The organism is Nocardia rhizosphaerae (assembly GCF_042650365.1).
GTDB lineage: Bacteria > Actinomycetota > Actinomycetes > Mycobacteriales > Mycobacteriaceae > Nocardia > Nocardia rhizosphaerae.
This window is the reverse complement of sequence record NZ_JBHSBA010000006.1, coordinates 201,120-226,777: the sequence shown is the minus strand read 5'-3', so window position 1 is coordinate 226,777 and position 25,658 is coordinate 201,120. Positions and strand designations below refer to the sequence as shown.

Annotated in this window: 27 protein-coding genes; 14 read left to right on the top strand and 13 right to left on the bottom strand. The window is 67.8% G+C overall.

Features of this window, described 5'->3' with window-relative positions:
* Positions 1-80 precede the first annotated feature (80 nt).
* Positions 81-443, top strand: coding sequence for a hypothetical protein (locus ACFOW8_RS14520; protein WP_378551122.1), 363 nt, complete (start codon positions 81-83; stop codon positions 441-443).
* Positions 444-448: 5 nt separating this feature from the next.
* Here ACFOW8_RS14520 and ACFOW8_RS14515 read toward each other — a convergent pair whose 3' ends face one another.
* The 5 genes from ACFOW8_RS14515 to ACFOW8_RS14495 form a co-directional block, all read right to left on the bottom strand.
* Positions 449-802, bottom strand: a complete 354-nt coding sequence (locus ACFOW8_RS14515; RefSeq protein WP_378551121.1) for a UBP-type zinc finger domain-containing protein — start codon at positions 800-802, stop codon at positions 449-451.
* A gap of 131 nt (positions 803-933) precedes the next feature.
* Complete coding sequence (locus ACFOW8_RS14510) at positions 934-2,379, bottom strand: ATP-binding protein (protein ID WP_378551120.1); 1,446 nt, start codon at positions 2,377-2,379, stop codon at positions 934-936.
* Between the two features lie 12 nt (positions 2,380-2,391).
* The gene (locus ACFOW8_RS14505) at positions 2,392-4,059 is read right to left on the bottom strand and encodes an FAD-dependent oxidoreductase (protein ID WP_378551119.1); all 1,668 of its coding nucleotides are present in this window, start codon (positions 4,057-4,059) and stop codon (positions 2,392-2,394) included.
* A gap of 46 nt (positions 4,060-4,105) precedes the next feature.
* Complete coding sequence (locus tag ACFOW8_RS14500; protein WP_378551118.1) at positions 4,106-4,285, bottom strand: hypothetical protein; 180 nt, start codon at positions 4,283-4,285, stop codon at positions 4,106-4,108.
* Positions 4,286-4,474: 189 nt separating this feature from the next.
* Positions 4,475-5,503, bottom strand: coding sequence for a beta-ketoacyl-ACP synthase III (locus ACFOW8_RS14495; protein WP_378551117.1), 1,029 nt, complete (start codon positions 5,501-5,503; stop codon positions 4,475-4,477).
* Positions 5,504-5,765: 262 nt separating this feature from the next.
* Here ACFOW8_RS14495 and ACFOW8_RS14490 point away from each other — a divergent pair, with 262 nt between their 5' ends.
* Entirely contained in the window at positions 5,766-6,479 is a 714-nt protein-coding gene (locus tag ACFOW8_RS14490) for a phosphatidylserine decarboxylase (protein WP_378551116.1), read from the top strand.
* Positions 6,476-7,345: a CDP-alcohol phosphatidyltransferase family protein gene (locus ACFOW8_RS14485; RefSeq protein WP_378551115.1), complete on the top strand. Its 870-nt coding sequence runs from the start codon at positions 6,476-6,478 to the stop codon at positions 7,343-7,345. Before ACFOW8_RS14490 ends, ACFOW8_RS14485 begins: the two co-directional genes overlap by 4 nt.
* 65 nt (positions 7,346-7,410) lie before the next feature.
* Here ACFOW8_RS14485 and ACFOW8_RS14480 read toward each other — a convergent pair whose 3' ends face one another.
* On the bottom strand, positions 7,411-8,676 hold the full coding sequence (locus tag ACFOW8_RS14480; RefSeq protein ID WP_378551114.1) for a hypothetical protein: 1,266 nt from the start codon (positions 8,674-8,676) through the stop codon (positions 7,411-7,413).
* A gap of 71 nt (positions 8,677-8,747) precedes the next feature.
* On the opposite strand from ACFOW8_RS14480, the gene ACFOW8_RS14475 reads away from it, so the two are divergent.
* The 4 genes from ACFOW8_RS14475 to ACFOW8_RS14460 all read left to right on the top strand — a co-directional run bounded on the left by ACFOW8_RS14475 (position 8,748) and on the right by ACFOW8_RS14460 (position 12,141).
* Complete coding sequence (locus tag ACFOW8_RS14475; protein ID WP_378551113.1) at positions 8,748-9,479, top strand: Clp protease N-terminal domain-containing protein; 732 nt, start codon at positions 8,748-8,750, stop codon at positions 9,477-9,479.
* A 243-nt stretch (positions 9,480-9,722) separates the two neighbouring features.
* The gene (groL, locus tag ACFOW8_RS14470; RefSeq protein ID WP_378551112.1) at positions 9,723-11,345 is read left to right on the top strand and encodes a chaperonin GroEL; all 1,623 of its coding nucleotides are present in this window, start codon (positions 9,723-9,725) and stop codon (positions 11,343-11,345) included.
* A gap of 266 nt (positions 11,346-11,611) precedes the next feature.
* A complete protein-coding gene (locus ACFOW8_RS14465; RefSeq protein WP_378551111.1) occupies positions 11,612-11,806 on the top strand; it encodes a hypothetical protein in 195 nt (64 codons plus the stop codon).
* Entirely contained in the window at positions 11,800-12,141 is a 342-nt protein-coding gene (locus tag ACFOW8_RS14460) for a type II toxin-antitoxin system PemK/MazF family toxin (RefSeq protein WP_378551110.1), read from the top strand. The genes ACFOW8_RS14465 and ACFOW8_RS14460 overlap by 7 nt, the downstream gene beginning before the upstream one ends.
* Position 12,142: 1 nt before the next feature.
* Here the strand turns inward: ACFOW8_RS14460 and ACFOW8_RS14455 are convergent, their stop codons facing one another.
* Both ACFOW8_RS14455 and ACFOW8_RS14450 read right to left on the bottom strand, forming a co-directional pair.
* A complete protein-coding gene (locus ACFOW8_RS14455) occupies positions 12,143-12,943 on the bottom strand; it encodes a DUF6585 family protein (RefSeq protein WP_378551109.1) in 801 nt (266 codons plus the stop codon).
* Positions 12,944-13,031: 88 nt separating this feature from the next.
* Positions 13,032-13,271, bottom strand: a complete 240-nt coding sequence (locus ACFOW8_RS14450; protein WP_378551108.1) for a hypothetical protein — start codon at positions 13,269-13,271, stop codon at positions 13,032-13,034.
* 49 nt (positions 13,272-13,320) lie between these two features.
* Between ACFOW8_RS14450 and ACFOW8_RS14445 the strand changes: the two genes are divergently transcribed.
* Positions 13,321-14,100: an alpha/beta fold hydrolase gene (locus ACFOW8_RS14445; RefSeq protein ID WP_378551107.1), complete on the top strand. Its 780-nt coding sequence runs from the start codon at positions 13,321-13,323 to the stop codon at positions 14,098-14,100.
* A 68-nt stretch (positions 14,101-14,168) separates the two neighbouring features.
* Here ACFOW8_RS14445 and ACFOW8_RS14440 read toward each other — a convergent pair whose 3' ends face one another.
* Positions 14,169-14,621: an SRPBCC family protein gene (locus ACFOW8_RS14440; protein ID WP_378551106.1), complete on the bottom strand. Its 453-nt coding sequence runs from the start codon at positions 14,619-14,621 to the stop codon at positions 14,169-14,171.
* A 200-nt stretch (positions 14,622-14,821) separates the two neighbouring features.
* Between ACFOW8_RS14440 and ACFOW8_RS14435 the strand changes: the two genes are divergently transcribed.
* The 3 genes from ACFOW8_RS14435 (at position 14,822) to ACFOW8_RS14425 (ending at position 16,550) form a co-directional block, all read left to right on the top strand.
* On the top strand, positions 14,822-14,944 hold the full coding sequence (locus ACFOW8_RS14435; protein ID WP_378551105.1) for a hypothetical protein: 123 nt from the start codon (positions 14,822-14,824) through the stop codon (positions 14,942-14,944).
* Positions 14,945-15,048: 104 nt separating this feature from the next.
* Positions 15,049-15,681: a TetR/AcrR family transcriptional regulator gene (locus ACFOW8_RS14430; protein ID WP_378551104.1), complete on the top strand. Its 633-nt coding sequence runs from the start codon at positions 15,049-15,051 to the stop codon at positions 15,679-15,681.
* A complete protein-coding gene (locus ACFOW8_RS14425; protein ID WP_378551103.1) occupies positions 15,681-16,550 on the top strand; it encodes an alpha/beta hydrolase family protein in 870 nt (289 codons plus the stop codon). The genes ACFOW8_RS14430 and ACFOW8_RS14425 overlap by 1 nt, the downstream gene beginning before the upstream one ends.
* A gap of 3 nt (positions 16,551-16,553) precedes the next feature.
* Here the strand turns inward: ACFOW8_RS14425 and ACFOW8_RS14420 are convergent, their stop codons facing one another.
* Together ACFOW8_RS14420 and ACFOW8_RS14415 are read right to left on the bottom strand one after the other, a co-directional pair.
* Positions 16,554-18,614: a prolyl oligopeptidase family serine peptidase gene (locus ACFOW8_RS14420; RefSeq protein WP_378551102.1), complete on the bottom strand. Its 2,061-nt coding sequence runs from the start codon at positions 18,612-18,614 to the stop codon at positions 16,554-16,556.
* 32 nt (positions 18,615-18,646) lie between these two features.
* Positions 18,647-19,174, bottom strand: coding sequence for an AMIN-like domain-containing (lipo)protein (locus tag ACFOW8_RS14415; protein WP_378551101.1), 528 nt, complete (start codon positions 19,172-19,174; stop codon positions 18,647-18,649).
* A 129-nt stretch (positions 19,175-19,303) separates the two neighbouring features.
* Here ACFOW8_RS14415 and ACFOW8_RS14410 point away from each other — a divergent pair, with 129 nt between their 5' ends.
* Complete coding sequence (locus ACFOW8_RS14410) at positions 19,304-20,290, top strand: dipeptidase (protein ID WP_378551100.1); 987 nt, start codon at positions 19,304-19,306, stop codon at positions 20,288-20,290.
* A gap of 142 nt (positions 20,291-20,432) precedes the next feature.
* On the opposite strand, the gene ACFOW8_RS14405 is transcribed toward ACFOW8_RS14410, so the two are convergent.
* Both ACFOW8_RS14405 and ACFOW8_RS14400 read right to left on the bottom strand, forming a co-directional pair.
* Positions 20,433-21,131, bottom strand: coding sequence for a YczE/YyaS/YitT family protein (locus ACFOW8_RS14405; protein ID WP_378551099.1), 699 nt, complete (start codon positions 21,129-21,131; stop codon positions 20,433-20,435).
* A 31-nt stretch (positions 21,132-21,162) separates the two neighbouring features.
* A complete protein-coding gene (locus tag ACFOW8_RS14400) occupies positions 21,163-22,920 on the bottom strand; it encodes an adenine deaminase C-terminal domain-containing protein (protein WP_378551098.1) in 1,758 nt (585 codons plus the stop codon).
* Positions 22,921-23,083: 163 nt separating this feature from the next.
* Here ACFOW8_RS14400 and ACFOW8_RS14395 point away from each other — a divergent pair, with 163 nt between their 5' ends.
* Both ACFOW8_RS14395 and lpdA read left to right on the top strand, forming a co-directional pair.
* On the top strand, positions 23,084-24,016 hold the full coding sequence (locus ACFOW8_RS14395; protein ID WP_378551097.1) for a LysR family transcriptional regulator: 933 nt from the start codon (positions 23,084-23,086) through the stop codon (positions 24,014-24,016).
* Positions 24,017-24,116: 100 nt separating this feature from the next.
* Positions 24,117-25,520, top strand: a complete 1,404-nt coding sequence (lpdA, locus tag ACFOW8_RS14390) for a dihydrolipoyl dehydrogenase (protein WP_378551096.1) — start codon at positions 24,117-24,119, stop codon at positions 25,518-25,520.
* Positions 25,521-25,658: the final 138 nt, after the last annotated feature.

Sequence of the window (25,658 nt, the reverse complement as noted above, 5' to 3'; positions counted from 1 at the left end):
CATCGCAGCGCTACCGGCCGGTACGCTGCATCGGACGCGCCGGAGGTTCCGGCGCCGCGATCTACCGGGGAATGCTGCAGATGAATCGAATCTCCCTCGTCGTCCTGGCCGCCGCAGCGGTCTGCCTGACACTGGCCGGGTGCGGTTCCGACGAGTCCACCGAAGCCAGCGGACTGCGCAAGGGCACGCCTGCGTCCAGCGCGCCCGCGACCACCACCGCGAGCAAGGCGCCCGCCGCCGCGGGCGCCGACATCACCTGCGCGGAGTTCAAGGAGCTCGACAGCGAAGGGGAGAAGCAGGCGATCGACGAAATCCTGGCGGCCAACCCCGGCGGCCCGTTCGAGGGCAGCCCGAACGTCGCGCTCGGCACCGCCAAGCTGGTCTGCCTCGCGCCGGGCAATGCCGACAAGACCGTGGCCGAGGCCGCCGGGCTCGAGCCGTAGGAAACTCAGTGGACGTGTGACCGCCAGTCGGCAGGCACACGCTCGGCCGGTCCTGGCACGGACTGGTCCAGCGGATGGCTCGTCGGTGCGGCGAGTTCGGGTCCGCCGCTGTACATCTCCTCGGTGCCGAAGTTGTAGTACCAGTCCTCGCCGGGCTCGAAGCTCTGCATGAACGGGTGCCCCGACGAACGGAAGTGCCGCGACGCGTGCTGACTCGGCGAGCTGTCACAGCAGCCGATGTGCCCGCATTCGGCGCACCGGCGCAGATGCACCCACCAGCCGCCCGCCGCGTCACACTCCACACATCCGGCTCCGCTGGGCGGCACGCTCGGGTCGATCCCGTCGATCTGTTCCGTCATCACTGCCTCCTGTGCTATCGGGCGGCTGGCGCCGCGGGTTCTCGGCCTTTCGGCCTCGATTCTCCCTCCTCCGTTCAGTCGCTTCGCTCCTTCACTGGCGTCAGTCCAGAATCGAGGCGGCCGAGAACCGGTCAGCGGTCGGCGGTTTCCGCTGCCTGCGGGTCCAACGGGAGACGGACGATGAAGCGGGTGTCGCCGGGCTCGGACTCGACCCTGATATCGCCGTTGTGCTTGTTCACCACGATCCGGAACGAGATCTCGAGGCCGAGGCCGGTGCCCTCGCCGACCGGTTTGGTGGTGAAGAACGGCTCGAAGATCCGGCCGCTGGATTCGGGTGGGATGCCGGGGCCGGTGTCACCGATCTCGACGACGGCGCAATCGTGCTCCTTGTAGGTGCGCACCGTCAGCGTCCCGGTGCCGTCCATCGCGTAGACGGCGTTGTCGATCAGGTTGGTCCACACCTGGTTGAGCTCGGCGGCGAAGCACGGCACCGGTGGCAGCGCCCGGTCGTAGTCCTTGACCACCGCGATGCCGTCGCCGAGTTTGCGGTTGAGCATCACCAGCGTGGAGTCGAGCAGTTCGTGCAGATCGACCACCTGGTAGGGGGCGCGGTCCATCTGTGAGTACTGCTTGGCCGCGCCGACGAGGGTGGAGATACGGGTCGTCGAATCGGCGACCTCGTTCATCAGCAGCTCGGTCTCGATGGTGTAGTTCAGCCAGCGGATCGCGCCCTCGAACACCTGCGCCTGACAGGCCTCCAGCGCGGCGTGCACACCTTCGAGCCAGTCGATGTCGAGACCGGCCTGGACGAAGGTCGGCGCCAGATTCCAGCCGTCGGCGAGGCCGTGGTCGTCGAACCAGTCGGCCAGCGCGTCCTCCCGGTCGGCGGCCTCGAGCGGGGTGAGCTCGGGTGCCTTGGCGACCTGCTCGGCGGCCTGCTCCTGCAGTTCCACCAGTTTCACGAACGCTTCGGGCTGGAACTTGCCCTCGGCCATCATCTTCAGCTTGTGCCGCATGCCCGCCACCCGCTCGCGCAGACCCGCGGTCGCGCGGACGGCGGCCGCGGCCGGATTGTTCAGCTCGTGGGTGAGCCCGGCCGACAGCGAGCCGAGCGCGAGCAGCCGCTCCCGCTCGGCGATCCGCTGACTCGACCGCCGCCCGCCGGAGAATGCGCCCTCGAGCAGGTGCACGGCCATCGGGAACCATTCCTTGACCATCCGCGCGAAATCCGCGGCGGCCAGCACCAGGAACCGGGACCGCCGCTGGACATACATCGACCCCGGATAGTCCTGGCTCACCTTGTCGCCGAGATAGGCCATCCACGCGCCCGCGTACACCCCGCGCTGGTCGGTGCGATTGATCTCGATCTCCATGCCGCCCGACAGCTTGGTCAGCCGGACCTCGCCGTCGATCAGCACATAGAAGCAGGTCGCCGGATCACCCTCGCGGTACACCTGGCCCGCGTCGATGTATTCGATCCGGCCCGCCGCGCACAGCTCGGCGAGCTGCGCGTCGTCGAGCTTCTCGAACAGGAACAGTGTGCGCAGTTCCGCCGGATCGCAGATCAGTTCGCTCATCACATCCCTTTCCTACGCCAGGTACCGGTGGACGAGCATGACCGCCATCGCGCCCTCACCGACCGCGGAGGCCACCCGCTTGGCCGATTCGGCGTGCACATCGCCGGCGACGAAGACGCCGGGCACGCTGGTTTCCAGATGGTGCGGTGGCCGGGGGAGCTCCCAGCCGGGTGGGCGGTTGCCGTCGACCATCAGGTCGGGCCCCGCCAATACATAGCCCGCCGGGTCCCTGGTGACGACGCCGTCGAGCCAGCCGGTCTGCGGTGCGGCGCCGATGAACAGGAACAGCCGCTGCGCGTCGACCTTGTCCTCGGTGCCGGACCGATTGTCGCGCAGGAGGATCCGCTCGAGATGGTCGTCACCGTCGACGCCGACGACCTCGGTCTCGGTGTGCACCACGATGTTCGGGATCTGCGCGATCTGCTGCACCAGATAGTGCGACATCGACTTCTCCAGCGCGTCGGCGCGGACCACGATGTGCACCCGCCTGGCGTTGCGGGACAGGAACACCGCCGCCTGCCCCGCCGAGTTGGCCCCACCGACGATGTAGACGTCCTGATCGGCGCATTCGGCGGCCTCGGTCATCGCCGAGCCGTAATACACACCGCGCCCGGTGAATTCGTCGACACCCGGCGCCGGATGCCTGCGGTAGTCGACGCCGGTGGCGATGAGCACGGTGTGCGCGCACAGCCTGCCGCCGTCGGCGAACCGCACCGTGCGCGCCGAACCGTTCACCTCGAGGCCGACCACATCGCGGGTGGTGATGATCTCCGCGCCGAACTTGGCCGCCTGCCGCCGGGCCCGGTCGGCCAGCTGAGCGCCGGAGAGCCCGTCGGGGAAGCCGAGGTAGTTCTCGATCCGGGAACTCTGCCCGGCCTGACCGCCGGTGGCGGTGCGCTCGACCAGCACCGTGCGCAACCCCTCCGACGCGCCGTACACGGCGGCGCCGAGCCCGGCCGGTCCGCCGCCGACCACGATCAGGTCGTAGAAATCGCCACTCGGCTCCACGGTGAGCCCGACATTCTCGGCCAGTTCGCTGTCGCTGGGCTGGACGAGGGCGGTGCCGGTCGCGGTGATCACGACCGGGCAGTTCAGCGGATCGGCGCCCGCGGCCTCGAGCAGCCTGGTGCCCTCCGGCTCGTCGGACGGGTACCAGCGGTACGGCAACTGGTTGCGGGCCAGGAACTCCCGCACCTGGGAGGAACGCGGCGACCAGCGATCGCCGACCACCTTGGTCTCGTGCACCGGCCGCTGCTCGGCGCCGCGCCAGGCGTCGAGCAGACCGTCGAGCACCGGATAGAGCTTCTCCTCCGGCGGATCCCACGGCTTGAGCAGGTAGTGGTCGAGGTCGACGACATTGATCGCGTCGATCGCCGCGCTGGTGTCGGCGTAGGCGGTCAGCAGGACGCGCCGGGCGAAGGGGTGCAGGTCCATCGCCTGCTCCAGGAATTCGATGCCGTCCATGCCGGGCATCCGGTAGTCGGCGATCAGTACCGCGACCGGCTGGCCGCGCAGTTTCATCTCACGCAGGGCTTCCAGGGCCTGCGGTCCGGATTCGGCGCGCAGGATCCGGTAGTCGGCGCCGTAGCGGCGGCGCAGATCGCGGACAACGGCCCTGGAGACACCGGGGTCGTCGTCAACGCTCAGAATGGCCGGTTTGGTTACCGCGGGAGTGCTCACCTGTCGAGTATCCCCCCGCGCTGAGGTGTCGTGCTCGCTTGGCCGGTCAGAGCTGGTTGTGCAGCACCAGGTCGAGTTCGCCGGGGGTCAGCAGGCGTTCGAGCCGTTCGTCGCGCTTGCGGCGGGTGAATGCCGAGCGCAGCGCGGAACCGTCGTCCGGCTCGATGGTCGGCAGCAATGGGACGTCGTTGATGCTCCTGCGTGACAGGAGGGAGCGCAGTTTCACGGCCGATCACCTCGGTTCGACGACGGGGACGCGGTGGCTGAGCTTCTTCGCCTCAGCAACGTCGATAGCGAAAAGTTTGCCAGCCTGTCCACGTTGGTGCAACTCGGATGCGACCGGCCCGGCGCGTCCACCGCTCGGTGGCCTGTGCGGGGTCAGGCCACCGAGTCTGGGTGTTGGGTTGCTGGTCGGCTATCGCCAGGCGGGCATGGTGACAACCTGTGCAGCGTAGGAGAGTCCGGCGCCGAAGGCGATCAGCAGGGCGGTGTCGCCCGGCTTCGACTCGCCCTTGCGTAGGAGTGCCTCCATGGCCAGCGGGATGGACGCCGCCGAGGTGTTGCCCGCTTCCTCGATGTCGTTGGCCAGCGCGCAGTCCTCCGGCAGCTTCAGCACCCTGGCCATGATCTCGATGATCCGGCCGTTGGCCTGGTGCGGGACCATCGCGTCGAGGTCGTCGGTGGTGAGCCCGGCCTGGTCGATCGCCTCGCGGCAGACCTTCTCCAGCGAATGCGCGGCCCAGCGGAACACCGCGGTGCCCTCCATCGCGAGGTAGGGGCGGACCGCGTCGGTGCCCTTCTCCTCGATCTCGGTGAAGAATTCCATCCAGTCCTTGGACTGCCGGATGGCGTGGTGCTGGGTGCCGTCCGAGCCCCAGACGGTCGGGCCGATGCCCTGCTCTTCGGCCGGGCCGACGATCACGGCGCCCGCGCCGTCGGCGAACAGGAAGGCCGTGGAACGGTCGGTGAAGTCGACCGTGTCGGTGAGCTTCTCGACGCCGATCACCAGCACGTTCTTGGAGGTGCCCGCCCGTACCAGGTCGGAGGCCATCCCCAGCGCGTGGCAGAACCCGGCGCAGCCCGCGGAGATGTCGAACGCCGCCGCGCCGGTCATGCCGAGGTCGGTGGCGATCTGGGGGCCGATGGCAGGGGTGAGCAGCAGGTGGGTCGAGGTCGCCACGATGACGCAGTCGACCTGATCGGCGGCCACCCCGGCCGAGGCGAGCGCGCCCTCGGCGGCGGCGACGCTCATGCTCTTGACGGTCTCCTCGGCGGAGGCGAACCGCCTGGTCTTGATTCCCGATCTGGTCTGGATCCACTCGTCGCTCGAGTTGATCGGTCCCGCCACCTCGTCGTTCGTGACCACCCGGGCGGGGCGGTAGACGCCCAAACCGAGAATCGCGGTGTGCTCAGCTCCAGTCGTCTGGGCGATTCGAGCAGCCATTGTGCGTCTCCTATGTACCTATCAACCTGCGGTCGCACCGCTGGGTGTACCTGAAGCATCGAAATCTGTCCCGCATCGCCCATGGCCCCCGTGTGGACAGCATGTGAACGGTAGACATGAGGCTTCCTCATATTAGCGTCCCCGCCCCGCGAATTCGTGGCTTCGGTCACATCGGCCGCCCACCGCCCATCGGTGGCCGTCGGCGAGTTCGGCGTAAGGTGTGAACGCTCGTGTTGTCGTCACCCCATGAAAGAGGGAGCCCGTGGCCCGCCGCCCCACTCCGCCCGGCACGCCTGAGACCACCGGCGTCGGCCATGTCGTCGACCTGGTGCGGGCAGCCGTCCCGCCGCTGCACCCCGCAGGACTGCCGTTCGTCGCGGTTCCGCTGGTGGTCGCGGTCGTCGGTGGCCGGAACAGATGGGTGCGCCGCGCGGGGCTGACCGCGGCGGCCGCCTGCGCGGCGTTCTTCCGGCATCCGCACCGGGTGCCGCCGAACCGGGCCGGTGTGGTCGTCGCGCCCGCCGACGGTGAGGTCGCCCTCGTCGACACCGCGGTGCCGCCCGCCGAGCTCGGGCTCGGCGATCAGCCGCTGCCGCGCGTCAGCATCTTCCTGTCGGTGCTCGACGTGCACGTGCAGCGGGTCCCGGTGTCGGGCACCGTGCGCGAGGTGCAGCATCAGCCGGGCAAGTTCCTCTCGGCCGATCTGCCGGAGGCAAGCGACGCCAACGAGCGCAACAGCATGGTCATCGACACCTCCGACGGCAAGCAGGTCGTCGTCGTGCAGATCGCCGGGCTGCTCGCGCGCCGCATCGTCTGCGACGCCCGCGCCGGTGACGTGCTCACCATCGGTGACACCTACGGCCTGATCCGCTTCGGCTCCAGGGTCGACACCTACTTCCCGGTCGGCACCGAACTGCTGGTCAACCCGGGGCAGCGCACCATCGGCGCCGAAACCGTGCTGGCTGTACTGGGATGATCGAACAGGCTGCCCGCCGCAAGCGCCCGCGCTCGGTGCGGTTGCTGCCGAGCGTCGTCACGATCCTGGCCCTGTGCGCGGGTTTGTCGGCGGTGAAGTTCGGTCTCGACGGCGAGCTGGAAGTGGCGCTGGCCATGGTCGGCGCCGCCGCCGTGCTCGACACCCTCGACGGTCGTCTGGCCAGGATGCTCGACGCCACCTCGAAGATGGGCGCCGAGCTGGACTCGCTCTCCGACGCCATCTCCTTCGGCGTCGCGCCCGCGCTGGTCCTCTATGTCACCCTGCTCGACGGCTACAGCGCGGGCTGGATCGTGGCGCTGCTGTTCGCGGTGAGTCTGGTGCTGCGCCTGGCCAGGTTCAACACCCTCCTCGACGACGACTCCCGCCCCAATTGGGCACGCGAGTATTTCGTCGGGGTGCCCGCGCCCGCCGGTGCGCTGATCGCGCTGGTCCCGATCGCGCTGCAGGTGCAGTTCGGCGACGGCTGGTGGACCGGGTTCGGCTTTGTCGCGGCCTGGACCACTTTCGCCGCCCTGCTGTGCGTGAGCACCATCCCGACGCTGGCGATGAAGTCGGTCTCGGTCGCTCCGCAGGCGGCCGCCGGTCTGCTGGTGCTCGTGGCGCTGGCCGCCGCGTTGTTGGTGACCTACCCGATCGTGCTGCTGCTGATCCTGGTCGCCCTGTACCTCGCGCACATCCCGTTCGCCTGGCGCTCGGCTCGCTGGGTCGCCGCGCGGCCGGAGACCTGGCAGCACAAGCCCGCCGAACGGCGGGCCCAGCGTCGGGCGCAGCGCAAGATGCCGCAGATCCGCCGCCCGGCGATTCGCGGGTCGGCCCGGCTGCGGTTACGTCGTCCGCGCGACTGAATCGGACCGCTGCGCTGAGCGCGCATTAGTGCGCTGATCGGTCGAAATCGCGACCATCGGCGCGATTAGTGACCGGTCAGCGCATCCCCGCCGATGGATGCGGCCCGTTTCCTGCGGAGTGCCGCGAAAAGCGGCCCGACCCAAGGGGCGACGGCGATCACGCTGAGGACGATCAGCCACGGCGCACGCCACCACCAGCGCATTTCCCAATTGCCGGCGGCCGGTTGCGTGGTCAGCAGTCGGGCAGTCGAGGACCACACCATGAACGCGTCGCCGATCGGGGCGAGGCCGAAGGCGTATCGCTTGGCGCCGGGCAGGTCGACCGGCAGTCCGAGCAGTTCGCCTTCGGCGCCGATCGCCGCCGCCAGGTGGCTGTCCCCGTTCACCCTGGCGGTGCCGAGCCCGACCACCGTGGCGGACAGGCTGATGCCGGCGACCAGTGGGCCGGAGTCCACGTCGCCCGCACCGTCGACACCGTGCGGGTATTCGCGCAGAGCCGGCCCGAATCCGCCCGGATAGGCCAGGAATCGGGTGCGATAGCGGGGGTACTGCTCGGCGGCGAAGTTCGGGTCGATCTCGGGCAGGAATCGCTGGATCATCGCCTGTGAGGTCGCCCGTGCGCCGTCGAGCTGAGCGCCATCCGGCGAAACCTCGTGTGGCAGTAGCCCGGTCGCGGGGTCCAGGCGGGTGCGGGCCTGGTCGAGCCAGCGCGCGGTCACCGCCGTGAATCGGGGGCCGAGCAGTTGGTCGTACAGGCGCAGTGAGGCCACCGCGACCGTGGAGTCCACGGGCCACGCCCGGCCGGGGTAGGCCGCGAGGAACGGTGTCGGTGAGGTGGCGAACGCGGCCGCGATCTCCGCGCTGTGCGTGCTGAACCGTTGTCGCTCAGCGGGATCGGTGGCATCGAGCGAAAGGATCGCGCCACGGAGCCAGTTCGTCCAGCCCGCCCAGAACACGCCGTAGGCGGGCTGGAGCGTGGAGGTGAAAATCGCCCGGCCCAGCTCGGAGTCCACGCGGCCGAGGGCCCAGCGCGCTTCACGGAGCGCGCTGGTGCGCAGGGTGGGGTCGGTGTGCGCGGCTTGGACCCAGGCCAGGCCGTACAGGGCATTGAGGAAGAAGTGCCCTTCGGGGAATTGCCGCTGGGCCGTGAGATCGGCGCCGTCGTCGAGCGCGCTGCGGACGAAGGCGAGCTGCCGTTCGGTGGATTCGGGCTGCGCATCGATTCCTGGCTGCGGCCAGAGCAATCTGCAGGCCGCCAGCAGACAGGCCACGGTCACGACGACCCCCACGATGCGCCCTGCCGAGCGGGCAGCGCGTCGAACTCTCCCCATGCGCCTACTCTGCCACACGAATCGTCAACTAGAGGTTGACGTCCCGACTGCGTCAACCTAGAGTTGACGGCATGAGTACTTCGAACCTCCGCCTCGACGATCTGATCGACGGCATCAAGAAGGCCCGCCCCGACAACGTCCTCGACCAGCTGTCCGACGCCGTGGTCGTCGCCGGTCATCTGAGTGAGGTGGCTGATCACCTGATCGGCCACTTCGTCGACCAGGCCCGCCGCTCCGGCGCCTCATGGACCGACATCGGCGCCAGCATGGGCGTCACCAAGCAGGCCGCGCAGAAGCGTTTCGTGCCCAAGCAGCCCGGCGACGCGGCCGCGATGGATCCGCAGGCCGGGTTCGCCAAGTTCACCGATCGGGCCAGGCAGGTGGTCGTCGGATCCCAGGAGGTGGCCCGCACCGCGGGTAACGGCAAGATCGCGCTCGGGCACCTGATCCTCGGGCTGATCGGCCAGGTCGAGGGGCTGGCCGCGCGCGAGATCGAAGCGCGTGGCGTCACGCTCGATGCGGTGCGCGAGGCCGCGACCGCCGCGCTGCCGCCCGCTGACGACGAGGTGCCCGCCCTCATTCCGTTCGACGGCGCGACGAAGAAGGTGCTCGAGCTGACTTTTCGCGAAGCGCTGCGCCTCGGCCACAACTACATCGGCACCGAGCACATCCTGCTCGCGCTGCTCGAGCAGGAGAACGGCACCGGCGTGCTCAGTGACCTCGGCCTGGACAAGGCTGTGGTAGAGGCCGATCTCGTCGAGCTGCTGAATCAGTTCCTCGCCGCGCAGGAGGGGCAGGACTGAAGCCGGGACGCGCCCGGCGGGCTTCTCCGCGCGGGGCGCGACCTTGCACTCTCACCCGTCGAGTGCTAAAAATGGCTTTGGCACTCGCGACCGTTGAGTGCCAGGTCGGGACGGTGAGACCGGGTTCCATCGACACCCTCGGTCGTCCGTCGCGGGCACCGCACCTGGCCAGCGTACTTTGGGGCGATCCAACCTGCGATCGTCTCGTGTGTCAGCCATAGACATGTGGAGGATCTCAACGCAATGGCCAAGACAATTGCGTACGACGAAGAGGCCCGTCGCGGTCTCGAGCGGGGTCTGAACGCCCTCGCCGACGCTGTCAAGGTGACGCTGGGCCCGAAGGGTCGCAACGTCGTGCTCGAGAAGAAGTGGGGCGCCCCCACGATCACCAACGATGGTGTGTCCATCGCCAAGGAGATCGACCTCGAGGACCCGTACGAGAAGATCGGCGCCGAGCTGGTCAAGGAAGTCGCCAAGAAGACCGACGACGTCGCGGGCGACGGCACCACCACCGCCACCGTGCTCGCCCAGGCGCTCGTGCGTGAGGGTCTGCGCAACGTCGCGGCCGGCGCCAACCCGCTGGGCCTCAAGCGTGGCATCGAGAAGGCCGTCGAGGCCGTCACCGCCAAGCTGCTCGACACCGCCAAGGAGGTCGAGACCAAGGAGCAGATCGCCGCTACCGCCGGTATCTCGGCCGGCGACCCGTCCATCGGTGAGCTGATCGCCGAGGCCATGGACAAGGTCGGCAAGGAAGGTGTCATCACCGTCGAGGAGAGCAACACCTTCGGGCTCCAGCTGGAGCTCACCGAGGGCATGCGCTTCGACAAGGGCTACATCTCCGGTTACTTCGTGACCGACCCCGAGCGTCAGGAAGCGGTCCTCGAGGACCCGTACCTGCTGCTGGTGTCGTCGAAGATCTCGACCGTCAAGGACCTGCTGCCGCTGCTGGAGAAGGTCATCCAGGCGGGCAAGCCGCTGCTGATCATCGCCGAGGACGTCGAGGGCGAGGCCCTGTCGACCCTGGTCGTGAACAAGATCCGTGGCACCTTCAAGTCCGTCGCCGTCAAGGCGCCCGGCTTCGGTGACCGCCGCAAGGCCCAGCTGGCCGACATCGCCATCCTCACCGGTGGCGAGGTCATCAGCGAAGAGGTCGGCCTGTCGCTGGAGACCGCCGGTCTCGAGCTGCTGGGTCAGGCCCGCAAGGTCGTCGTCACCAAGGACGAGACCACCATCGTCGAGGGCGCGGGCGACGCCGATGCCATCGCCGGTCGCGTGGCGCAGATCCGCTCGGAGATCGAGAACTCGGACTCCGACTACGACCGTGAGAAGCTGCAGGAGCGGCTGGCCAAGCTGGCCGGCGGTGTCGCGGTGATCAAGGCCGGTGCCGCGACCGAGGTCGAGCTCAAGGAGCGCAAGCACCGCATCGAGGACGCCGTCCGCAACGCGAAGGCCGCCGTCGAGGAGGGCATCGTCGCCGGTGGTGGCGTGGCTCTGCTGCAGTCGGCCCCCGCGCTGGACGAGCTGAAGGTCGAAGGCGACGAGGCCACCGGTGCCAACATCGTCCGGGTCGCCCTGTCGGCTCCGCTGAAGCAGATCGCCTTCAATGCCGGCCTCGAGCCCGGCGTTGTCGCGGAGAAGGTGTCCAACCTGCCCGCGGGTCAGGGCCTCAACGCCCAGACCAACGAGTACGAGGACCTGCTGGCCGCCGGCGTCGCCGACCCGGTCAAGGTCACCCGCTCGGCCCTGCAGAACGCGGCCTCCATCGCGGCCCTGTTCCTCACCACCGAGGCTGTCGTCGCCGACAAGCCGGAGAAGGCGGCCCCCGCGGCCGACCCGACCGGCGGCATGGGCGGCATGGACTTCTGATCCCCGCGGATCAGCTGGCCGGATAAGCCACGAAGGCCGGTTCACCATTCGGTGAACCGGCCTTCGTCATGCTTGACCCACATCCGCAGCCGATCCACAATGGTTGTATGACATCTGTAAGACAGTCTGCCGACGAGCCGGTTGGCCGTCAGCGGGCGACGCGGAAGAAAGGCGCCGCTCGTCGTGAATCGGCGCGTCCGCTCGGCCCTAGTCGTTTGGCCCAGGTCCGTCTCCGGAACGACGAGATCCAGGCGCTGCGAGAGGTCATGCGGACGCTGGACATCGCTTCGACGTCGGATGCGTTGCGCGAAGGTTTGCGGCTACTCGCCCGCGAGGCCGCGGAGGTCGGCGCGGCCGAGGAAATCCGCACGTTCTACGAGGGCGGCCCGGCGCCGCTGCCCGACGGGGTGGCCGAGCCCGGCCCGGAAGAACTCGCCGCTGTGGACGAGATGCAGTGGTAAGCGTCGGGACGGCGTTACGTGGCGAGGTGTGGGCATGTGCGCTGCCTCAGCCGGTGGGTCCACACCCGGTGGTCGTCTTGACCGTCAACCGGATTGCCGAACCGCTGACCGCCGTGACGGTGGCTGTCGTCACGGGCACATCCGGTCCCGAGGTGACTCACGTGGCCGTCGGCCCGGATGCCGGCTTGACCAAATATCAAGAGTCCTATGTGAACTGCGCGGACCTGCACACCGTGGCGAAACCGCGCTTGCGCCGTAGGCTCGGCGTCCTCGCACCCGCTGAGTTGCGCCGCGTAGAGAGTTCGGTACGGCTGATACTCGGGCTGCAGCCCTGACTCACCCCACCGGCGTCAACCGCAACCTCTCGGCGAGTTCGTTGAAGATGTAGAAGTTGGGGATGGTGCTCACCGGGGCGAGGGAGATCCAGGTGCCGGTGAGTTTCATGCGGATGTGGCCGCTGCGGGCATCGATGAGCTGGACGTTTTCCCATGGGAACGATTCGCCGCGCCAGGTGAGGGCGTCCAGGGACAGGCCGAGGTCGCCGAAGACGACGGTCTCGCCGTTGTCGATGGCGGCGACGGCGGCGGGGAGTTGGGTTGCGGTGACGGCTGATTGGATGGCGCGGGCCCATTCGCGGGCGCGGGCGAAACCCTCTTCGTCGATGGTCGTCGTCATGTTCCCCGGACCGGTGAGTTCGAGGACGTAGGTCACCGGGATGGAGTCGTGGAAGGGGATCATCTGCTGGCGCACTTCGGTGCTGTCCCAGCGGAATCCGGCGACCCGCTGGCCAGACCGGTACACGGTGACGCCGTGGTCGAACAGGTCGATCCGCGCGGCTCGGTTCTGCCGGTTGAGGATTCCGCGCCGCAGCGCGAGCAGGACCGGGACGGCGGCGATCACGAGCAGCGCCACGCCACCTTGCCAGGAGCCGACGGCGGCGGTGATCACGCCGATGGTCGCGATGGTGCCCGCGATGATGCCGCAGCCGCGCACGAAGGTGTCGTCGGCGGGGGTGGCGAGGAAAGTGTCACGGTGCGCGCCGAGCTGCTGATACTCCGCCATCAGGTGTATCAGCTGGGTCAACGGCACGGTATGCCGGACTTCGGCCGCGTCCTCCGGCCTGTGCGGAGTGATCACTCGTCCCTCCATGAGGCTCGAACATCCGCGGCGAAGCGTATTCGACGCGCCTCATAACCGCCACTGGTGCGGGCCGAATTGTACCCGTTCACCGAAAAGTGGCTGCTGAGCGGGTGTTAAGGGGCCAGTTCAGCCGAGCGCGCCCAGCGCGAAGGCGTACGGAACGCGGGCTCGACAGTTCCTCCGAGACGGCCGCGATCATGGTGCCTGCGCCGAAGGCCATCGGCGTGCCGAGGACCGCCCGCGGCAGTGTCCACCGCAGGCCGATCGCGACGCCGATCGGCAGCGGGACTGCGGCGCCGAGGCCGTGGGGCAGGGCGGTGACCACGCCGGACAGCCTGGGACGCGCCCTGCGCCAGGCGAGTTAGGCTCGAAATGTGCGGTATGTGGACGAAGGTGAGCCGAGCGCCCCGGCGATCGTCTGCGTGCACGGCATCCCCGGTTCGGTCGATTGGTTCGCCGCCGTCGCCGAGCGGCTCGTCGCCGAGCATCGGGTGATCCGCGTCGATGTGCACGATCAGGACGTCTTCGACGCCGAGTCACGCACCGCCCCGCTGGTCGTGCTTATCGACGAACTCCAGCTCCGCGGGGTAACGGTGATCGGCCATTCCTTCGGCGCCGAGATCGCGCTCGAACTCGCGGCGGTGTCCGACCGGGTAGCGCGGGCGGTGGTGGTCGGGCAGGCGCCGGACTATGGCGCCGCGAACATCCCGGCGGTGGCGAGCTGGTTCGTGCGGCCGTGGACGGTGCGGTTGGCGCAACGCTGGACTCCCGACCTGGTGATCCGGCTGGCCAATCGCGGTGTCTTCGCGCCGCGCTTCCGGTTCGGCTCGGCGCCCGGCCTTGCCGAGGCGGTGGTTCGTGATTTCCGCGCCGCGCGCCCCGAGGCCATGGCCTACGCGGTGAGCGGGCGCGTCGACGATCTCGCCGCACACCCGCTCGACGCTCGCGTGGCCGCGCTCGGCAAACCCGTGCTCGCCGTGCACGGCCGCCACGACCACCTCTACGACAGCACCGAGACCCTGTGCAGGTTCGGCGCCGCGGGAGCACGCACCCACCTGGTCGAGCACGCAGGCCATTCGCCGCAGGTCGAGCAGCCGGACGAATTCTGCACGGTACTGCGGGAATTCCTCGGCTCAGAGTCCGTCGAGGGCTGAGACGACGACGATGTCGGGTGTGCCGTCACCGCCGAGCGGAAGATCCGGCGGGCGTTGGGTCGTGCGGGTCAGCGCTCCGCGGCGGCCTTGATCCTGCGCAGGGTCTCCTCCATGCCCGCGACCAGGTCGGCCTCGAACTTCTGCTCGCCGCCCATCCCCACCTTGATGGCTCCGCGCAGCCACCCCGGCAGGCCCTTGGCGTCGACGGTGCGGGTCTGCACCACCTTGGTTCCGGTCGCGGTCGGCTCGAGGTCGTAGCGCCACACTGTGCGGTTCTCGTTCATCCGGAAGGCGAACGACGTGTTCGGTTCGAAGGTGACGATGCGCGAGGTGGTCGGGTAGACCTTCCAGCCGACTTTGTTCACATTCACCGTGAACGCGCCGTCGCGAACGCCACCGAGCGCGATCATCTTGAGTGTGGTCGGGGTGATCTCGGCGATGCGGTTCAGGTCGGCCAGGATCGCCCACACCTTGTCCGGCGCTGCGGCGATGTCGATGCTGGCTTCGAGATTGTTCGGCAACGGTGCCTCCGGGTGCGTGTGACGTTCGGTCGCACTCAGCATAGGCAGCGGTGCCCCCGAGCTCCTCCGCCCAGGGGTGGATAAGAAAGTTCTAGGGAAATCCTTTAAAACGGCCATGCTTCACTTTCTCGGTCGGTATCGTCCGAGTCGGCAAATAGCCGGTGACGACGTCGTCACAAAGCATCAACTGGAGTGACACCATGCTTTACTACATCACCGAAAGCAACAGCGGCAGCAGTGGCGACGGCGGCATCCTCGGCCTGCTGCTCGGCCTGCTCAGCAGCTCGATGAGCACCGGTTCGGCACAGACTTCCGGCAACTGAACAGACATCAGCCAATTTCCGGCTAACGCGCGGTAAGCCGGGAGGGCAGCCGAAGGGCCTGATCCATGACGAGGGGATCGGGCCCTTCGGTATTGTCAGCGACAATGTCACAGGATGCGAATACGGGACGAATGTATGCCGGGCAGCCCGTAGAGGACCGGCAACGCCAGCGGCGTGCGCGTTTTCTGGAGTCAGGCCTGACGGTCTTCGCGCGCGACGGGTACGCCAACAGCTCGGTCGGTGCCATCTGCAAGGACGCCGGGCTCTCCTCCCGCCAGTTCTACGAGGAGTTCACCGGCCGCGAATCACTGCTGCTGGAACTGTACGAACAGATCGATCGGCAATCGCGCGAAGCGGTCGCCGCGGCACTCGAAGCGAAATCCGACGCGACCGTGCTGGAGACGATCGACGCGGCGGTGCGCGCCTACGTCGAGGCGATCGGCACCGATCCGCGTAAGGCGCGGGTGGCGCTGGTCGAGGTCGTCGGCGCCGGGCCGAAGGTGGAGAAGTACCGCCTCGAGCTGCGCCGGGTCTGGGGTTCGCTGCTGGCAAGCGCGGCCGAGGACGCTGCCATGCACGGCGAGATCCCCGCCGGCGACTACGAATTGCGCGTGCTCGCCATCATCGGCGCGGTGAACTACGTGGTCGACGGCTGGAGCGGCGCCGATCCACGCCCGCCGCTCGATGACGTCATCCAGGTGCTGAGCCGGGTGATCCTCGGTGCGGTAGGGGCCTGATGCCCCGGGTCGAGCTCGTCCCGATCCAGGTCCCCGACGGCACGACCCTGCCGGTCCGGCTGATTCCGGCCCGCGGCCCGCACCGGCACCCGGTGACTCCCGACGCCCCGCGACCGGTGCTCGTCATCGCGCCAGGACTCGCGGTACCCGGTGAGTTCTACGAGTATTTCGGCGACAAGCTGGCGCAGCGCGGTTTCGATGTCGCCATCGGTGAGTTGCGCGGCAACGGTGACAGCACCCACCGTCCCGATGCCGAAAGCGCCTACGGCTACCACGAACTGGCCTCGGTCGACTTCCCGGCGATCCTGCAGGTCGTGCGCGACCGGTTTCCCGGCAGCACCCCGTACCTGCTCGGCCACAGCATGGGCGGCCAGCTCGCGGTGATGTACGCGGCGCGGGCGCGTGGCCGCATCGCCGGGCTCATCCTGATCGCCTCGGGGACACCGTATTTCCGCGGTTATCGCGGCGTCCTCGCGCCGGGCATGCTGGTCGGGACCGCGGCCGTGGCGGTGGCGTCGAATCTGGCGGGGTTCTGGCCAGGCGACATGCTCGGCCGCCGCGCGTTCGGCAGGCAGTCCAAGGTGCTCATGTCGGACTGGGCGCGGCTGGCGCGGACCGGGCGTTTCGTCCCGGTCGGCGCCGATATCGACTACGAGGAGCGGATCGCGCGGCTGAAGTTCCCGGTCCTGTCGATCACCGTCGCCGCGGACGAACTCGCCCCGCAGTCTTCCGCCGACCACCTGCTGAGCAAATTGCCCGCGGCGGAGGTGACCAGGTGGTTCCAGCCGGAGCCGCTCGGGCACAACGGCTGGATCACCAACCCGGACACCACCGTCGAGGTGATCGAGCGGTGGCTGCGCGACCGCTGACCGCTACGCCGCGCGCCGTCCCTCCATCAGCATCTGCGTGAAGAACTCGTACACCAGCGCCGACAGGTGCGCCGCCTGCTTGTTGTCGGCCGCCCCACCGTGCCCGCCCTCGATGTTCTCGTAGTACCAGACGGTGCGGTTCTCCGATTCCAGCAGCGCGGCCATCTTGCGCGCGTGCCCTGGATGCACCCGGTCGTCGCGGGTGGAGGTGGCGAGCAGGATCGGCGGATACTGTTTGCCCGGATCGGTGTTCTGATACGGGGAGTACTCGCTGAGGTAGGCCCACTCCTGCGGCTTGTCCGGGTCGCCGTATTCGGCAATCCAGGACGCGCCGGCCAGCAGCAGGTGGTAGCGCCGCATGTCCAGCAGCGGCACCTGGCAGACGATGGCGCCGAACAGTTCCGGGTAGCGGGTGAGCATCACGCCCATCAGCAGGCCGCCGTTGCTGCCGCCGACCGCGCCGAGCCGATCGGGCGTGGTGATGCCGCGGGCCACCAGGTCACGGGCGATCGCGGCGAAGTCCTCGAAGGCACGATGCCGGTGCTCTTTCAGTGCCGCCGTGTGCCATTCGGGGCCGTATTCGCCGCCACCGCGGATATTGGTCATCACGTAGGTGCCGCCGCGCTCCAGCCAGGCCATGCCGGCGGCGCCGAGATAGCCGGGCGTGCGGGAGATCTCGAAGCCGCCGTAGCCGGACATGATGGTCGGTCCCGGTGTGCCGCGGCGGTCCCGATGCCGGATCACGAAGTAGGGCACGGCGGTGCCGTCGTCGGAGGTGGCGAAGAACTGCTCGGTCTCGACGCCGGTGGCGTCGAAGTAGGCGGGCGCCTGCTTGAGCAACGTGACAGGGGTGCCGATGGCGCCGCTGAGCAGCGTGGTCGGCGTGGTGAAACCGGTGGTGGTGAGCATGAATTCGTCGCCGCCCTCCAGCGGGTCCAGATTGCTCACCGAGGTGGTGGACATGGCGGGGGACTCCGCGAGCTCGGTGGTGGCCCAGCCGTCTGGGCCGGGAGTGAGCACCTGGAAGCCGGTCTGCACGTCGCGCAGGGTGGTGAGGATCAGATGGTTCTCGGTCCAGCCCCATGATTCGAGCGAGGTGTGCGCGTCCGGGGTGAACAGCACCTCGAAGTCCCTGCCGCCTGCGAGGAATTCGTTCAGGTCGGTGACGAGCAGGGTGCCCGGCGCGAAGGTGGTCTCGCCTGGTGTCCACGCGGTCTTGAGCCGGACCAGCAGCCAGTCGCGGTACCAGTCGATATCGGCGTCGGTGGGTGTTTCGATCAGCCGCCATTCCCCGTCGTCGAGCAGCGAGATCTCGGTGTTGAAGAAGTCGGTCGCCCTGGTGAGGAAGTGACGCTCGTACCCGGGGTGGCGGTCGTAACCCGCGCCGATCGAGACGTCGCTCGGCTTGCCCTCGAATACCGTTTCGGCGGAAGACAGTTCGGTGCCACGCCGCCAGCGCTTGGCCAGGCGCGGGTAGCCGGAATCGGTCAGCGAGCCCGGTCCGAAATCGGTACCGATGTAGACGGTGTCGGCATCGATCCAGCCGAGCCTGGTCTTGGCCTCCGGCACGAAGAAGCCACCGTCGGCCGGATCGACGAAGGTCCTTGTGGTCATGTCGAATTCGCGTTCGACGGTGGCGTCGGCGCCGCCTCGGGACAGGTGGATGACGGCCCGCTGCTGCGACGGCCGCAGCACCGCCGCGCCCGCCCACACCCAGTTCTCCCCATCGGCCTCGGCGAGCGCGTCGACGTCGATCAGCACATCCCATTCGGGGTCGTCGGTGGCGTATGAGGCGAAGGTCGTCCGCCGCCACAGCCCGCGCGGATGCTCGGCGTCGCGCCAGAAGTTGTAGAGCCATGGCCCGCGCCGACCGGGGTAGGCGATCTTGGTGTCGTCGTCGAGCATCGCCAGGATTCGCCGCTCCAGCTCGGCGTAGCGATCCGATGCCGCGAACCGGCGTCGGACCACCTCGTTGCGGGCCCGCGCCCAGTCGAGCGCCGCCTCTGCGGTCACATCCTCGAGCCAGAGATAGGGATCGGTCACTTCCTGCTCAACACCGGTCATGCCCACATTGTCGCCGATCGGCGGCTCGGGTCTCACCAGCGGTGTGCGACGTCTATCACTACGCGGGCCGGACCGTCGAGGGTGAACACCCGGAACGGCAATCTGGCGCGGACACCGATCCCGAGGTTGGACTGGCCCTCGAAGGAGACGGCCCAGGCGACCTGGCGGAAGGTCGGGTAGCCGGTGACGTCGACGAGTTCGGCGCGGTCGGCGGGCAGGTAGGTCAGGCCGCCGTCGTCGTAAGCCGGGGCATGGACGGTGACCTGCAGGAACGCGCTGCCGCGGAGCGGCACCGGCGCACCGGAACCGTCCTCGGCGACGGTGTCGACGTAGCGAACCAGATAGCCCGCGACCGGGCCGGTCAGATCGATCACCAGGCGGTCGAAGCATTCGTGGCGCCCGGAACGCACATTCGTGAGGGTGGCGCTGGAGTACTCAGGATCCGACTTGTCGAGCGAACCCCAGGTGAGTCCGCAGTAGGACGGGGTCGCCGCGGCGGGGACGGTCCATAGGCCCGCGCAGGCCAGCAGCGTGATGAGGATGACGAGGAAGCGACGCATGTCGCACCGCCTTCGGGCAGTGGGGGAGCTTACCGATTAATCGGACCTATCAGACAGCACGTTAGCGTCGCTGCGGTTCCGGCTGTGTTGCGAAACGTAGGATCGCTGGTGACGGACTAGGAGGTGAGGATGGCACCCTTCCTGTGGGAGCAGCACTGCTGTCTGCCGTTGCACCACACCGCGCGGATCGCCGACCTGGCGCGCTATCCGCTCGGCTCGTATCTGTCGGTGAATGTGGGGTATTCGCCGCAGACCACGGAGGATTCGCTCGCGCTGCTGCGGCGGTTCCGGGAGCAGGCGGCGGCCGATCCGCGGTTCCGGCTCGTCGAGACCGTGGCCGATATCGGCGCCGACGACGCGCTCGCCCTCGCCTTCGATCTGGAGGACTCCGGTCCGCTCGGCGGCGATCTCGACAATGTCGAGCTGTTCTACGGGCTCGGCGTCCGGTCCCTGCTGCCTACCTACAACCACGCCAACGCGGCGGGCTGCGGCTGTCTGGACACCACCGACACCGGGCTGACCGGCTACGGAAAAGATCTGGTGCGCAAGCTCAACGAGGTCGGTATGTTCGCCGACGGCTCGCACTGTTCGGCTCGCACTGGCCTCGATATCGCCGCCGTCACCACCGTCCCGATGATCTACAGCCACTCGAATTTCGCCGCGCTGTGGGATCACCCGCGCAATATCACCGACGATCAGGCGCGTGCCTGCGCGGAGACGGGCGGGGTGATCGGGATCAACGGCGTGGGAATCTTCCTGGGGCACAATGAGTCCGGTCCGCACGCCGCGCGGCTCGCGGCGATGGCCGACCATCTCAGGTACGGCGCCGACCTGGTCGGTGTCGACCACATCGGGGTCGGCTCGGACTACTCCTTCGACGGCGACGAGTTCAACGACGAGATCCGGGCCAACCCCGGCGCGTTCTCCGACTCATACACCGAATGGGGTCCACTGCAATGGGTTCCGCCGGAGGATCTGCTCGGCGAATCCGGCGCACCCGGCCTGGACGAACTCCTGGCCGACCGCGGCTTCCTCCCCGACGAACGCGCCGCCGTCTTCGGTGGCAACTTCGCCAGGGTGGCAGCCCAGGTCTGGCGGCCGAAGATGGACGAGTGATCCCGGTTCGTAGGCCAAGCGGACGAACATCTTGCCGGTATTCGCTCCGGTAAGGAGCGCCCGGCACCACCCGGTCCGTTCGCGCCGTGTCCGGCACGCGCGAGAACTGCCGGACAGCGGGCCGTCCGGCAGTTCTCGTTCGCTAGTCGGCGACGGGAGCCAACTCGGCCGCGCGCTTGCGCGCCACGTACTTCTCGTACAGATAGAAGTACCCCTTCACGTACTGCCCGACCAGGATCGCGTTGATGACGGTGCCCTCGCGGATGAAATGTGGTGCGCCGAGAAAGATCAGGCCGATGCCCGCCGACAGCGCCAGCAGGGTGCAGTCGAAGACGGTCTTGATATTCCCCCATTTCCGGCCGGTTTTCTGCTGGATGGTGTTCACGAACAGATCGATCGGCATCAGGATCAAGTTCGCGCGGATCATCAGGAACAATCCGAGTGCCAGCATCGCGTCGGCGAAGACGAGCAGCACGACATTGGCGAGATACGGCTCGAGGTGGACCCCTTGGGTGAGCCACAGATTCAGGTCGAGCAGCAGTGCCAGCACCAGGGCGGGAATCATCGAGAGCAGATAGCGCGCCTTGAAGGCCTTGGGTCTGACCAGGAAGGTCAGCACCAGCATGATGACCTCGAGAATGAGGTTGTAGTTGCCCTGACTCAGCGGGGTGAAGACCAGCGTCATCGTGCGGGTGAGGCTGCTCTGCGGAGAGATGCCGATGGCCGCCCTGATGGCGAGGCTGAGGCCGAGGGTGAGGATATAGATGCCGGCGACATAGACGATCCAGCGGCGCACCTTGCTGCCGTTGTCGATGACCGCCGCGGCGTTGTCGTGTTGCATAACGGTGTATCCCTTGTTCTGCCGGCCGAGGCTATTTCATGAAGCCGAAGCGGTCGAGCGAGATGAACAGCGTCAGCAGTTTGTTGACCACGGGTTCGCCCTCGTTGTGATGGCCCAGCTTCCGCAGGGCGTCGTCGATCGAGCGGGTGGCGGCGACGAGTTCGCGCAGGTCCATATCGGCCATCACGCCGTAGAAGTCCAGCGCCAGCTGGGCTGTCACCTCGCGGCTCGCGGTCACCACACAGCCGCCGACGAGCCCGTCCAGCTGCTGGAGGTTGTGGCACATCTCGGCGCTGTCGGTGCCGACGACCACGAAGTAGGCCGACGGGGCCGGCCAGAAGGTGGATACCGCGCCGCCGTCGATCGCGACACCTTTGAACAGCCCATTGACCACATGCCGGTCACCATCGGCGTAGCGCTGTACCACCGAGATCCGGCTCAGTCGCTCCCCTTCGTACTCGGGCACCACCGCGCCGTTGTGGAACGGGACCCACACCTCCTGTGCGAACTTGCGGTGTCCGCGCCCGTACACGTCGAAGAGCAGCACCTTCGCCCGCGTGCCGTCCTCGGACAGCTCGATGGGCTTGAGTTCGAGCTGCCCGGCACGCAGGTCGCCGAGTCCCGGCCTCGGCTCCTTGGCCAGGATCGAATAGTCGATACGCACCGGGTCGAGCAGCCGATGATCTTCGGCGACCAGCTTGCCGCCCTTGAAGACGTAGCGGGCATTGATCTTGGACAGGCTGTCGGTGAGCACGATATCGGCGAACCGGCCCGGGCTCAGCGAGCCGAGGTCGCGGTCCTTGTGGAAGGAGCGGGCCGCGTAGAGGGTGCCCATCTTGATCGCCTGGATCGGTGGCATACCCATTTCGATCGCGAGGGAGATGACCCAGTCGATATGGCCTTGCCGCAGTACCCGGTCCACCGAGATGTTGTCGGCGCAGAGCTGGAAGTTCTCGGCGGGCCAGCGCCGTTTCACGATGGCGCGCAGCATGGTCCTGATCACCTCCGGGCTGCCGACACCGAATTTGATCTGTGTGTTGAGGCCGTACCGGATGCTCTTCTCGATATCGTCCTCGTTCCACACGTCGTGGTTGTTGTCCACCCCGATCGCGGGCATGTAGTTGAGCAGCATGTCCGACAGGGCGGTCACACCCCAGTGGCAGTTCACGAAACCCGCGTTCGCACGGCCGAGCGCGGATTTGCGGAAATCGTCGGCGTTGCCGGTCATATACGACAGGTGGGCCAATTCGCCGAGGCCGATCACCGGGTCGAGGTCGAGCATCGCCTCGGTGATCTCGGGTGCGCTCTTCTTGCCCGGCGCGAAGGCGTAGAGCCGGTACGGGAGCTTGTCGTGGTCGGCGAACAGCGCGCGGGCGGCCTCGACGGCCTCCTCGCCCGCCGCGCTGGCGAAGTCGAGCGTTTCGCCGAAGACGGTGGTGGTCCCGCTCGGCACGATCGCCTCGCCGAACGCGGCCGGATGCGCGAGCTGGGATTCGAAGTGCAGATGCACATCGATCAGCCCGGGAATCGCGTAAAGGCCTTGGCCGTCGAAGGACTCGCGGTATCGCACCACGGATTCGTCGGGGTTCAACGCGATGATGCGCTGCCCGTGTACCAGCAGTGTCCCCGGATAGACGGTCTCGCTGTGCACATCGAGAATGTGCAGATTGCGCAGCAGCAGGTCGGCTTCCCGCTCGCCTTCCAGGATGCCGAAGATCGTCCGTACGTAGTCGTCCTGGGTGGAAATGCCCGCGAAAGGGGCCTCGGTGGTCGAATTCTGTTCGGGCATGACGGTCCTCACGTCGATATTCACAACTTGCAGGTGAGGGCGGCCTATTACGTGGTCCCCTGCGCCTGTATCGATGGAACGCGATAAGCACTGTTGCCCACAAGCATTCGTTTTCGCACGAGGTGTACTAATATTTCGCACACATTCGGCGAGGAGGCGCGCGATGCTCCATTCACGACTGCTGCACTACATCGACGAGGTGGCGCGGCTCGGATCGATTCGGGCCGCCGGTGCCCGGCTACACGTCGCGCCCTCGGCGATCAACCGGCAGATCCTCATGCTCGAGGCCGAGCTCGAGCAGCCACTGTTCGAGCGGCTGCCGCGTGGGATGCGGCTCACTCCCGCGGGCGAGGCACTGGTGGCCCATATCCGGCGGACCCTGCGGCAGTACCGCGAGACCGTCGCAGATATCCGCGATCTGCGCGCGCTCGGCAACGGGGAGGTGGTGATCGCCACCATGACCGGTCTCGCCAGCAGCGTGGTCGCCACCGCCGCGGCGACCTTCCGCGCCCGCCATCCGCAGGTCAGGATCTCGATCCGCGCCATGTCGACACGTGAGATCGCGCGGGCGATCGAGGACAGCGAGGCCGACCTCGGGCTCGGCTTCAACATCCCGGCCTCGCCCCGGCTCGAGGTGTGCTGGCAACTCAACACCCGGCTCGGAGTCGTTGTGTCCCCACACCATCCGCTCACCGCCATGGACACCGTTCCGCTCGCGCAGTGCCCGCCGTTCCCGCTGATCTTCGCCGACCGTTCGATGGTGATCCACGGCATCGTCGCCGAGGCCTTCGCCAAGGCCGGGCTCGATATCCAGCCCGCCTTCCACACCAACTCGATCGAAACGATGAAGCGGCTCGCGATGTCCGGCGAGGCCATCGCCTTCCTCAGCGAATTCGACATCGCCGAGGAGCTGCGCGACGGCCGCCTGGTCTTCCGGCCGGTCCGGGATGCCTTCGACGTCAATATCCTGTCCCTGATCCGCAGGGAGAAGCACGGCCACGGTCTCGCCGCCGATCTCCTCGCCGAGGAGATCGGCACGACCTTGCGGCCGGGGAACACGCGAGCGGGCGGCGACGCGGCGCCGGAGCGTCCGTGACCAGCCGGTGGGTGCGACGCCGGGATCCGGGGTCCTCGGCATCTCACCGAAGTGGGGGACGGGTGGGTGAACCTCCCGAAACAGCGTTAGGCTCGGGGTCGTGACTTCCCACTACGATGTCGTCGTTCTCGGCGCTGGTCCCGGCGGATATGTCGCCGCGATCCGTGCCGCTCAACTCGGCCTGCGAACAGCGATTGTCGAGCAGAAATACTGGGGTGGCGTGTGCCTGAACGTGGGCTGCATCCCGTCCAAGGCACTGCTGCGCAACGCCGAGCTGGCCCATATCTTCCACAAGGAAGCCAAGACCTTCGGCATCTCCGGTGAGGTCAGCTTCGATTTCGGCGCGGCGTTCGACCGCAGTCGCAAGGTGGCGGACGGGCGCGTCAAGGGCGTGCACTTCCTGATGAAGAAGAACAAGATCGACGAGTTCGACGGTCTCGGCAGCTTCACCGGCCCGAACTCGCTCGACGTTGCCCTCACCAAGGGCGGCACCGAGTCGATCACCTTCGACAACGTCATCATCGCCACCGGCACCACCACCAAGCTGCTGCCGGGAACCCAGCTCTCGGACAACGTGGTTACCTACGAGGAGCAGATCCTCACCCGCGATCTGCCCGGCTCGATCCTGATCGTCGGCGCGGGCGCCATCGGCATGGAGTTCGCCTACGTCCTCAAGAACTACGGCGTCGACGTGCGGATCGTGGAATTCCTCGACCGCGCGCTGCCGAACGAGGACGTCGACGTCTCCAAGGAGATCACCAAGCAGTACAAGAAGCTCGGCATCACGATCACCACCGGTGCGGCCGTGCAGTCGATCGACGACGACGGCTCCAAGGTCACCGTGCAGATCAAGGACAACAAGTCCGGCGCGATCGAGACCGTCACCGTCGACAAGGTGCTGCAGGCCGTCGGCTTCGCGCCGCGCGTCGACGGCTACGGCCTGGAGACCACCGGTGTCGCGCTCACCGATCGCGGCGCCATCGCGATCGACGACAACATGCGCACCAACGTGCCGCACATCTACGCGATCGGTGACGTCACCGCCAAGTTGCAGCTCGCGCACGTGGCCGAGGCGCAGGGCGTGGTCGCCGCCGAGACCATCGCCGGTGCCGAGACCATGACTCTCGGCGACTACCGGATGATGCCGCGCGCCACCTTCTGCCAGCCGCAGGTCGCCAGCTTCGGCCTCACCGAGCAGCAGGCCCGCGACGAGGGCTACGACGTGAAGGTCGCGACCTTCCCGTTCACCGCCAACGGCAAGGCGCACGGCCTGGCCGACCCGACCGGTTTCGTCAAGCTCATCGCCGACAACACCCACGGCGAACTGATCGGCGGCCATCTCATCGGCCCCGACGTCTCCGAGCTGCTGCCCGAGCTGACCCTGGCTCAGAAGTGGGACCTCACGGTCAACGAACTGGCCCGCAATGTGCACACCCACCCGACCCTGTCGGAGGCGCTGCAGGAAGCGATCCACGGCCTGGCAGGCCACATGATCAACTTCTGAGCGGTGTTGTTGGAGCGCTGGCGCGCTCGAGTCGCTGTGTTCGTTGGAGCGCTGGCGCGCTCGAGTCGCGGCCCCCTTGTGTCCCGTCGATCAGGCACCGTTTCTTGCTCCTTCGTCGCTTGCGAAACGGCGCCTGAT

Bases quoted from the DNA above. Each gene is read 5' to 3' on its own strand.
- ACFOW8_RS14520 (WP_378551122.1), top strand. From the start codon at position 81: ATGAATCGAATCTCCCTCGTCGTCCTGGCCGCCGCAGCGGTCTGCCTG.
- ACFOW8_RS14515 (WP_378551121.1), bottom strand. From the start codon at position 802: ATGACGGAACAGATCGACGGGATCGACCCGAGCGTGCCGCCCAGCGGA.
- ACFOW8_RS14510 (WP_378551120.1), bottom strand. From the start codon at position 2,379: ATGAGCGAACTGATCTGCGATCCGGCGGAACTGCGCACACTGTTCCTG.
- ACFOW8_RS14495 (WP_378551117.1), bottom strand. From the start codon at position 5,503: ATGGCTGCTCGAATCGCCCAGACGACTGGAGCTGAGCACACCGCGATT.
- ACFOW8_RS14485 (WP_378551115.1), top strand. From the start codon at position 6,476: ATGATCGAACAGGCTGCCCGCCGCAAGCGCCCGCGCTCGGTGCGGTTG.
- ACFOW8_RS14480 (WP_378551114.1), bottom strand. From the start codon at position 8,676: ATGGGGAGAGTTCGACGCGCTGCCCGCTCGGCAGGGCGCATCGTGGGG.
- ACFOW8_RS14475 (WP_378551113.1), top strand. From the start codon at position 8,748: ATGAGTACTTCGAACCTCCGCCTCGACGATCTGATCGACGGCATCAAG.
- groL (WP_378551112.1), top strand. From the start codon at position 9,723: ATGGCCAAGACAATTGCGTACGACGAAGAGGCCCGTCGCGGTCTCGAG.
- ACFOW8_RS14465 (WP_378551111.1), top strand. From the start codon at position 11,612: ATGCGGACGCTGGACATCGCTTCGACGTCGGATGCGTTGCGCGAAGGT.
- ACFOW8_RS14435 (WP_378551105.1), top strand. From the start codon at position 14,822: ATGCTTTACTACATCACCGAAAGCAACAGCGGCAGCAGTGGCGACGGC.
- ACFOW8_RS14430 (WP_378551104.1), top strand. From the start codon at position 15,049: ATGTCACAGGATGCGAATACGGGACGAATGTATGCCGGGCAGCCCGTA.
- ACFOW8_RS14425 (WP_378551103.1), top strand. From the start codon at position 15,681: ATGCCCCGGGTCGAGCTCGTCCCGATCCAGGTCCCCGACGGCACGACC.
- ACFOW8_RS14420 (WP_378551102.1), bottom strand. From the start codon at position 18,614: ATGACCGGTGTTGAGCAGGAAGTGACCGATCCCTATCTCTGGCTCGAG.
- ACFOW8_RS14415 (WP_378551101.1), bottom strand. From the start codon at position 19,174: ATGCGTCGCTTCCTCGTCATCCTCATCACGCTGCTGGCCTGCGCGGGC.
- ACFOW8_RS14410 (WP_378551100.1), top strand. From the start codon at position 19,304: ATGGCACCCTTCCTGTGGGAGCAGCACTGCTGTCTGCCGTTGCACCAC.
- ACFOW8_RS14405 (WP_378551099.1), bottom strand. From the start codon at position 21,131: ATGCAACACGACAACGCCGCGGCGGTCATCGACAACGGCAGCAAGGTG.
- ACFOW8_RS14400 (WP_378551098.1), bottom strand. From the start codon at position 22,920: ATGCCCGAACAGAATTCGACCACCGAGGCCCCTTTCGCGGGCATTTCC.
- ACFOW8_RS14395 (WP_378551097.1), top strand. From the start codon at position 23,084: ATGCTCCATTCACGACTGCTGCACTACATCGACGAGGTGGCGCGGCTC.